Here is a 6667-nt window from a genome sequence, read left to right as displayed (position 1 = left end):
GCCCTGACTGACATCCGGCAGCGGATGACCGCGCGCCGCCCGGATGCCGCCATTCCGCCGTTCTGAGTCGACGCTTCGACGCTGCGACACGCTCAGCGACCCAGTCGTGACGCCCCACCCCCGGGGTCTCCGACCAGTCGTGAGGCCCCACCCCCGGGGTCCCCGACCCGTCGTGAGGCCCCACCCCCGGGGTCCCCGACCCGTCGTGAGGCCCCACCCCCGGGGTCCCCAACCGGTGGTGAGGCCCCACCCCCGGGGTCCCCAACCAGTCGTGAGGCCCCACCCCCGGGCCCCCGACCCGTCGTGAGGCCCCGGCACTGGGTCCCTGAGCTCGTCGAAGGGTCGCCGTCGCTACGCCTGCAGGGCCTTCAGCAGCTCCTCGGGGTGGGCCTGCATGGGATGGGGGCCGGCGATGTCGAGGAACACCGTCGTGATCCTGTCGCGGTGCACGGTGAGAAACCTCTTCAGCCACGCCGGCGAGTAGATCCCCACGCCCGGTGGCAGGTTCTCGGGCTTGTTCTTCGCATCGCTGAACAGCAGCAGCGCCACCTCGCCGGTGTTCGCATCCCGGTACGTCCACACCTCGCCGCCGTCCAGCGGCCTGTCGCGCGGACCGGGCTTGATCAGCGGGACGACGGTGTTGCCGTTGCGCAGCGCCAGGGCGACGGCCGCCATGTCCTGCTTCTCCAGCGCCTGGGCGAGAGCCTCGGAGCGGAATTCCTGGGGGGCGGGGCGCTTCGCGCCGGACCTCTTCTTCGCCATGGATCCAGCTTAGAAGAGCCGGCCCGGAGAGAAGAGTTGGGCCCCTCCGACTCCACCATTGGGGACTGGGGATGTTCGAGGGGGCCCTCTGGCTCTCGCAGCGATGAGTGTCGAAGCGCTGGGGACGCTGAGAACGACACCACTGGGGATGGTTTCACCGCGCAGTTCGGAGAACCATTGATACATGGTATCCCAAAATTCCGGTCGGCGCGTACAGGGGTTGGACTCGGTGCACCTCAGCGCAGGAAGATCTGCTGCGACCTCGCACTGTCGAAACCGCCGATCGATACGCTCACGTGGTACGAGGCTCCCCCACCGGGTGCGCGGGGCCGATTCGGCTTGTCGCAGGTGTCGACCGACGAGCGGGTGCGGTCCCACACCACCGGGGTCTTCGTGCTCACCGTCGCGCCCGCCGCGAGAGTGGCGATCTGGTCGCTCGGATCGGTCTGGCAGTCGGTGGAGCGCCACCACACGTCCTGGCCGCTGGTGACGGTGAACTTCTGCATGCTGGAGCCGACGTTCAGCGTGCAGTCCTTGTCGGTCTTGTTGGTCAGCGAGATCGAGATCTTCGGCATCACGCCGGCGGCGTATGTCTCGGCATCCGTCACCGCCTTCACGTCGACGTCGGCAGCCACGCAGGCGACCACGCCCGGCGTCTCGGCGGGATCGGGGCCGGCTGCGTCGACTGCCGGGTCGTCGGATGCCTGCGGCGAGGCCGGATCCGTGGCGGGCGGGGTCCCCGCTTCCGTCTTCGGTGCGGACGACTGGGTGGATGCCGGTGCGGCATCCGTCTTCCACGGCTGCGTCATCACGAACCAGATCCCGCCTGCCAGAGCCGCGATCATCAGGACCAGGGCGACGAGGACCACGAGCCGCCGACGTCGGTACACTGCGGCGGATTGGCGGGCCATGCGTCCAGGCTATCCGGCGGTGCTGGATGCCAGGTGCTTGAGCATCCTGGTGTTGCCCAGAGTGTTGGGCTTGACGTGCGCGAGGTCGAGGAACTCCTCCACGCCGGCGTCACCGCTGCGCAGCAGCTGCGAGTACACGTCGGGATCGACGACGTGCTCGCCGATGGGCTCGAACCCGCGTCGCGTGAAGAAGTCGGTCTCGAAGGTCAGGCAGAATAGCTTGCTGAGCCCGAGCTCGAGCGCGCGGCGCTCGAGCGCCTCGACGATCGCGCGGCCGATCCCCAGATGCAGGAAGTCCTCGCGCACGAGCAGGGTGCGCACCTCGCCCAGGTCCTCCCACATGATGTGAAGTGCGCCGCAGCCGATCAGCTCGCCCCCGACCTCGGCGACGATGAACTCCTGCGCAGCGCCGTAAAGGATCGCCAGATCCTTCCCGAGCAGGATGCGTCGCTCCACCAGTGGCTCCAGCAGGCGGTGGATGCCGGTGATGTCGGCCGTGCGCGCGGGCCGGAGGGAGAACTCTGTCACACCTCCAGATTATGACGCCGAGGGGCGGATGCTGTGCAGCATCCGCCCCTCGGTCTGTCTGGGGCTGTCGCTTGTACTGAGCGAGCGTCGGCGAGTCGAAGTGAAGCGCCCCGCGTCAGTCGGTTCCGGTGGCGGCGAGGTCCGGCGTGGCGGAGATCGACGGCGTGGTGCTGACGCCGACCGCGACCTTCTCGCCGCGCGGAGCGGAGTGGAAGGTGAAGGCGCCGTCGACGACGTCGACCTTCACGTGATCGCCGGTGTTGAGCTCGCCATGCAGGATGTTCTCGGACAGCTGGTCCTCGATCTCGCGCTGCATGGCACGACGCAGCGGGCGGGCGCCCAGCGTCGGGTCGAAGCCGATGTCGATGAGCTTGTCCTTCGCCGCATCCGACAGCTCGACGGTCATGTCGCGGTCGAGCAGGCGGTCGCCCAGCTGCTTGACGAACAGGCCGACGATCTGACGCAGCTCGTCCTTGTTCAGCTGCGGGAACACGATGATGTCATCGAGGCGGTTGAGGAACTCGGGCTTGAAGTGTCGCTTGAGCTCTTCGTCGACCTTGCCCTTCATCCGCTCGTAGGTGGTCTGCGAGTTGCCCTCCACCTGGAAGCCGACCGGGCCACCGGCGATCGCCGACGAACCGAGGTTGGTCGTCATGATGATCACGGTGTTCTTGAAGTCGACGACGCGGCCCTGACCGTCGGTCAGACGACCCTCTTCGAGGATCTGCAGCAGCGAGTTGAAGATGTCCGGGTGCGCCTTCTCGATCTCGTCGAACAGCACCACGCTGAACGGCTTGCGGCGCACCTTCTCGGTGAGTTGGCCGCCCTCTTCGAAGCCGACGAATCCCGGAGGGGCTCCGAACAGCCGCGAGACGGTGTGCTTCTCGCCGAACTCCGACATGTCGAGGGAGATCAGGGCTGCCTCGTCATCGAAGAGGAACTCGGCGAGCGCCTTGGCCAGCTCGGTCTTTCCGACGCCGGTGGGGCCGGCGAAGATGAACGAGCCCGAGGGGCGCTTCGGGTCCTTGAGGCCGGCGCGCTGGCGGCGGATCGTGCGGGAGAGCGCCGCGATGGCCTCTTCCTGCCCGATGACGCGCTGGTGCAGCGCCTTCTCCATGAACACGAGGCGGCTGGACTCCTCCTCGGTGAGCTTGAAGACGGGGATGCCGGTGGCCTGGGCGAGCACCTCGGCGATCAGGCCCTCGTCGACGACGGCAGGAGAGGACACGTCGCCGCTCTTCCACTGCTTCTCCAGGCGCAGCCGCTCGCCGAGCAGCTCCTTCTCCTGGTCGCGCAGGGCGGCGGCCTTCTCGAAGTCCTGTTCCTCGGAGGCGGCCTCCTTCTCCTCGCGGACCTTGGCGATCTTCTCATCGAACTCGCGCAGCTCCGGCGGGGAGGACAGGATGCTCAGGCGCAGACGGGCCCCTGCCTCGTCGATCAGGTCGATGGCCTTGTCGGGCAGGAACCGGTCGCTGATGTACCGGTCGGCGAGGTTGGCCGCGGCGACCAGGGCGCCGTCGGTGATCTGCACCTTGTGGTGCGCCTCGTAGCGGTCGCGCAGGCCCTTCAGGATGTTGATGGCGTGCGGCAGCGTGGGCTCGTTGACCTGCACCGGCTGGAAGCGGCGCTCGAGCGCAGCATCCTTCTCGAAGTACTTGCGGTACTCGTCGAGAGTCGTCGCGCCGATCGTCTGCAGTTCGCCGCGGGCCAGCAGCGGCTTGAGGATGCTGGCGGCGTCGATCGCGCCCTCGGCGGCGCCCGCACCGACGAGGGTGTGGATCTCGTCGATGAAGACGATGATGTCGCCGCGGGTGCGGATCTCCTTGGTGACCTTCTTCAGGCGCTCCTCGAAGTCACCGCGGTAGCGGGAGCCGGCGATGAGCGAGCCGAGGTCGAGCGAGTACAGCTGCTTGTCCTTCAGCGTCTCGGGCACGTCTCCCTTGACGATGGCCTGGGCGAGGCCCTCGACGACGGCGGTCTTGCCGACGCCGGGCTCGCCGATCAGGACGGGGTTGTTCTTGGAGCGGCGCGAGAGGATCTGCATGACCCGCTCGGCCTCCTTCTCGCGGCCGATCACCGGGTCGAGCTTGCCCTCGCGGGCGGCCTGGGTGAGGTTGCGGCCGAACTGGTCGAGCACCTGCGACCCGCCCTGCGCGGCGGACTGCCCGTCGTTGGTCTGGGCGCCGACGGATGCCGTCTCGCGGCCGCCCGGGGCGCCGGAGAGCAGCTGGATGACCTGCTGGCGGACCTTGTTCAGGTCGGCGCCGAGCTTGACGAGCACCTGGGCGGCGACACCCTCTCCCTCGCGGATCAGGCCGAGCAGGATGTGCTCGGTGCCGATGTAGTTGTGGCCGAGCTGCAGCGCCTCGCGCAGCGACAGCTCGAGCACCTTCTTGGCGCGCGGGGTGAAGGGGATGTGCCCGGTCGGCTGCTGCTGACCCTGGCCGATGATGTCCTGCACCTGCTCGCGCACGGCGTCGAGGGAGATGCCCAGGCTCTCGAGCGCCTTCGCGGCGACGCCCTCACCCTCGTGGATGAGGCCGAGCAGGATGTGCTCGGTGCCGATGTAGTTGTGGTTGAGCATCTTCGCCTCTTCTTGGGCGAGGACGACCACTCGACGGGCTCGGTCTGTGAATCTCTCGAACATGCTGTGACTTCCTTTCGCGCGGGGCGAAGCGGCAGTGGTGCCTTGTACATCGAGCGTAACGACCGGATGGATGCCGGACGGCCGTGTTCGCCGTCGGCATACCTCCCTTGCTTGCCTGGGTCCCTGAGCCTGTCGACGGGTCGTCCCCACCTGGGTCCCTGAGTCCGTCGAAAGGTCGTCCCCTCCTGGGTCCCTGAGCTTGTCGAAGGGTCGGCGGGTCGGACTCCGGAACGTTCCTTCGTTCGCAGAGCGGGTGCCCCTCCCGCTTCGCGGGTCCCTCCCCGATGCTCACTCCGGAACGTTCCTGCGCCCTCGGCTCCATGCGAGGGTCTTACGACTGGATCACTGAGCTTGTCGAAGCGTCGCGCCATGAAATTCAACAGTCTTGTTGACCCCCATATCGATTGTCGTTATGTTAACGAAAAGCGATAACAATCACCACAACCGCGACGGGAACGAGATGGCCGATCAGCAGCATCCGAAAGCCGCAGATGTGACGATCTCGCGAGGCGACGGCATCGCCGTACTCGCGATCCTCGTCCTCGGCGCGGGGCTCGGCGGATGGATCGCCGGAATGGGACTGATCCGGGGGGTGTTCCGACTCTTCGACCCGTCGCGTTACCCGGTCGAACTGCTGGCGACAGTGCCGGTGAAGGCCGGCAAGGATGCGATCGAAGCGCATGCTGACACCATCCAGGTGACGTTCTCTCAACTGCAGGAAGCTCCCCTCTGGCTGCTCTCGCTATCTGACATCTCCGGAGCAGTCGCCATCGGCCTGGCCACCGCGAGCTTCGCGTTCGCACTGGCGCGCATCGTCTCCGGCAAGCCCTTCCACCGCTCGATGCAGTCGGCGGCACTGATCGCCGGGAGCTCGATCATGTTCGGAGGCCTGCTCGCGCAGGGCCTGGGAGGCCTCGGACAGATGATGGTTGCCTTGGACCTCGGCGCGCCCGCGGAGCCCGCGTTCACCTTCGAGCCTCTGCCGATCATCGTGGGCGCTGCGGTGCTCGCACTCGTCTACGTCTTCCGCGCGGGCCGGCGACTGCAGCGCGACACGGAGGGGCTGGTCTGATGTTCAGCATCGGCACGGAGGATCTCGCATCCGGCCTGTCTCAGATCCTCCTGGGTCTGGTGATCTTCGGACTTGTCGCGTCGGTGGTGGGTGTCGCGGCGAAGAAGGCCGGCAGCACCTCGGTCGCGCTCGACGTGGCTGCAGCCCTCTCGTATGCGTGGATCGCGATCTGCGCGGCAGGGCTGATCTTCGTCGCATGGAACACCTTCTTCTCAGACACGACCTGGGTCGACGCCGACGGCGTCAGCGGCATCCCCATTCGGCCGGATGAGCTGCCGGTGACCCACCATCTCCCTCAACTGGTCGGTGCCTACTCGAATGGGATGAATCTGCAGATCAAGGGGCTGCCGATCAGCATCCGCACCGTGCTCTTCGCTACCCAGCTGCTGTCCGTGGCTCTGACAGCGATCCCGGCTGTCGTCATCGGTGTCATCACAAAGAACACCGCCGCCGGTCGGCCGTTCGCCGCCCGGACCGGGCAGACACTCCTGGTGTCCGCCATCGTCGTACTCCTGGCTGGTATCGCTCGAGATCTGCTTGATCCGATCGGACAGACTCTGGCGGCCGACGCGGTGCTTCCCGACGAAGGAGTCCTCACGGCACCCCACGTCTTCAGCCTGTCCGTGCAGCTCTGGCCCTTCGCCGCAGCACTCGCACTGGGCGCATTGGCTGCAGTGTTCCGCCACGGCCATCGGATGCAATCCGAGAAGGAGCGCCTGCAGCGCGAGACGGACGGGCTGGTATGAC

General features: G+C 67.2%; 6 protein-coding genes. 2 read left to right on the top strand and 4 right to left on the bottom strand.

Going from position 1 to position 6667, the window contains the following annotated elements; all coding sequences use genetic code 11:
• Positions 1 to 351: 351 nt before the first annotated feature.
• From WA967_RS05105 to WA967_RS05090, 4 genes are all read right to left on the bottom strand, one after another.
• A complete protein-coding gene (locus tag WA967_RS05105) occupies positions 352 to 762 on the bottom strand; it encodes a dehydrogenase (protein ID WP_424419811.1) in 411 nt (136 codons plus the stop codon).
• Between the two features lie 236 nt (positions 763 to 998).
• Positions 999 to 1673 (bottom strand): hypothetical protein, encoded by a 675-nt coding sequence (locus WA967_RS05100; RefSeq protein ID WP_424419810.1) that lies wholly within the window; start codon positions 1671 to 1673, stop codon positions 999 to 1001.
• Positions 1674 to 1682: 9 nt separating this feature from the next.
• Complete coding sequence (locus WA967_RS05095) at positions 1683 to 2201, bottom strand: amino-acid N-acetyltransferase (RefSeq protein WP_424419809.1); 519 nt, start codon at positions 2199 to 2201, stop codon at positions 1683 to 1685.
• 115 nt (positions 2202 to 2316) lie between these two features.
• On the bottom strand, positions 2317 to 4848 hold the full coding sequence (locus WA967_RS05090) for an ATP-dependent Clp protease ATP-binding subunit (protein ID WP_424419808.1): 2532 nt from the start codon (positions 4846 to 4848) through the stop codon (positions 2317 to 2319).
• A 460-nt stretch (positions 4849 to 5308) separates the two neighbouring features.
• Here WA967_RS05090 and WA967_RS05085 point away from each other — a divergent pair, with 460 nt between their 5' ends.
• Both WA967_RS05085 and WA967_RS05080 read left to right on the top strand, forming a co-directional pair.
• On the top strand, positions 5309 to 5920 hold the full coding sequence (locus WA967_RS05085) for a hypothetical protein (protein ID WP_424419807.1): 612 nt from the start codon (positions 5309 to 5311) through the stop codon (positions 5918 to 5920).
• Positions 5920 to 6666 carry a hypothetical protein gene (locus tag WA967_RS05080; RefSeq protein ID WP_424419806.1) on the top strand — a complete coding sequence of 249 codons (747 nt, stop codon included), beginning with the start codon at positions 5920 to 5922 and terminating at the stop codon, positions 6664 to 6666. Before WA967_RS05085 ends, WA967_RS05080 begins: the two co-directional genes overlap by 1 nt.
• Position 6667 lies beyond the last annotated feature (1 nt).

Source organism: Microbacterium sp., assembly GCF_049650565.1.
In the GTDB taxonomy this organism is placed as follows: Bacteria; Actinomycetota; Actinomycetes; order Actinomycetales; family Microbacteriaceae; genus Microbacterium.
Note: the sequence above shows the minus strand (reverse complement) of the source record. Positions and strands in the feature narration are given on the sequence as shown.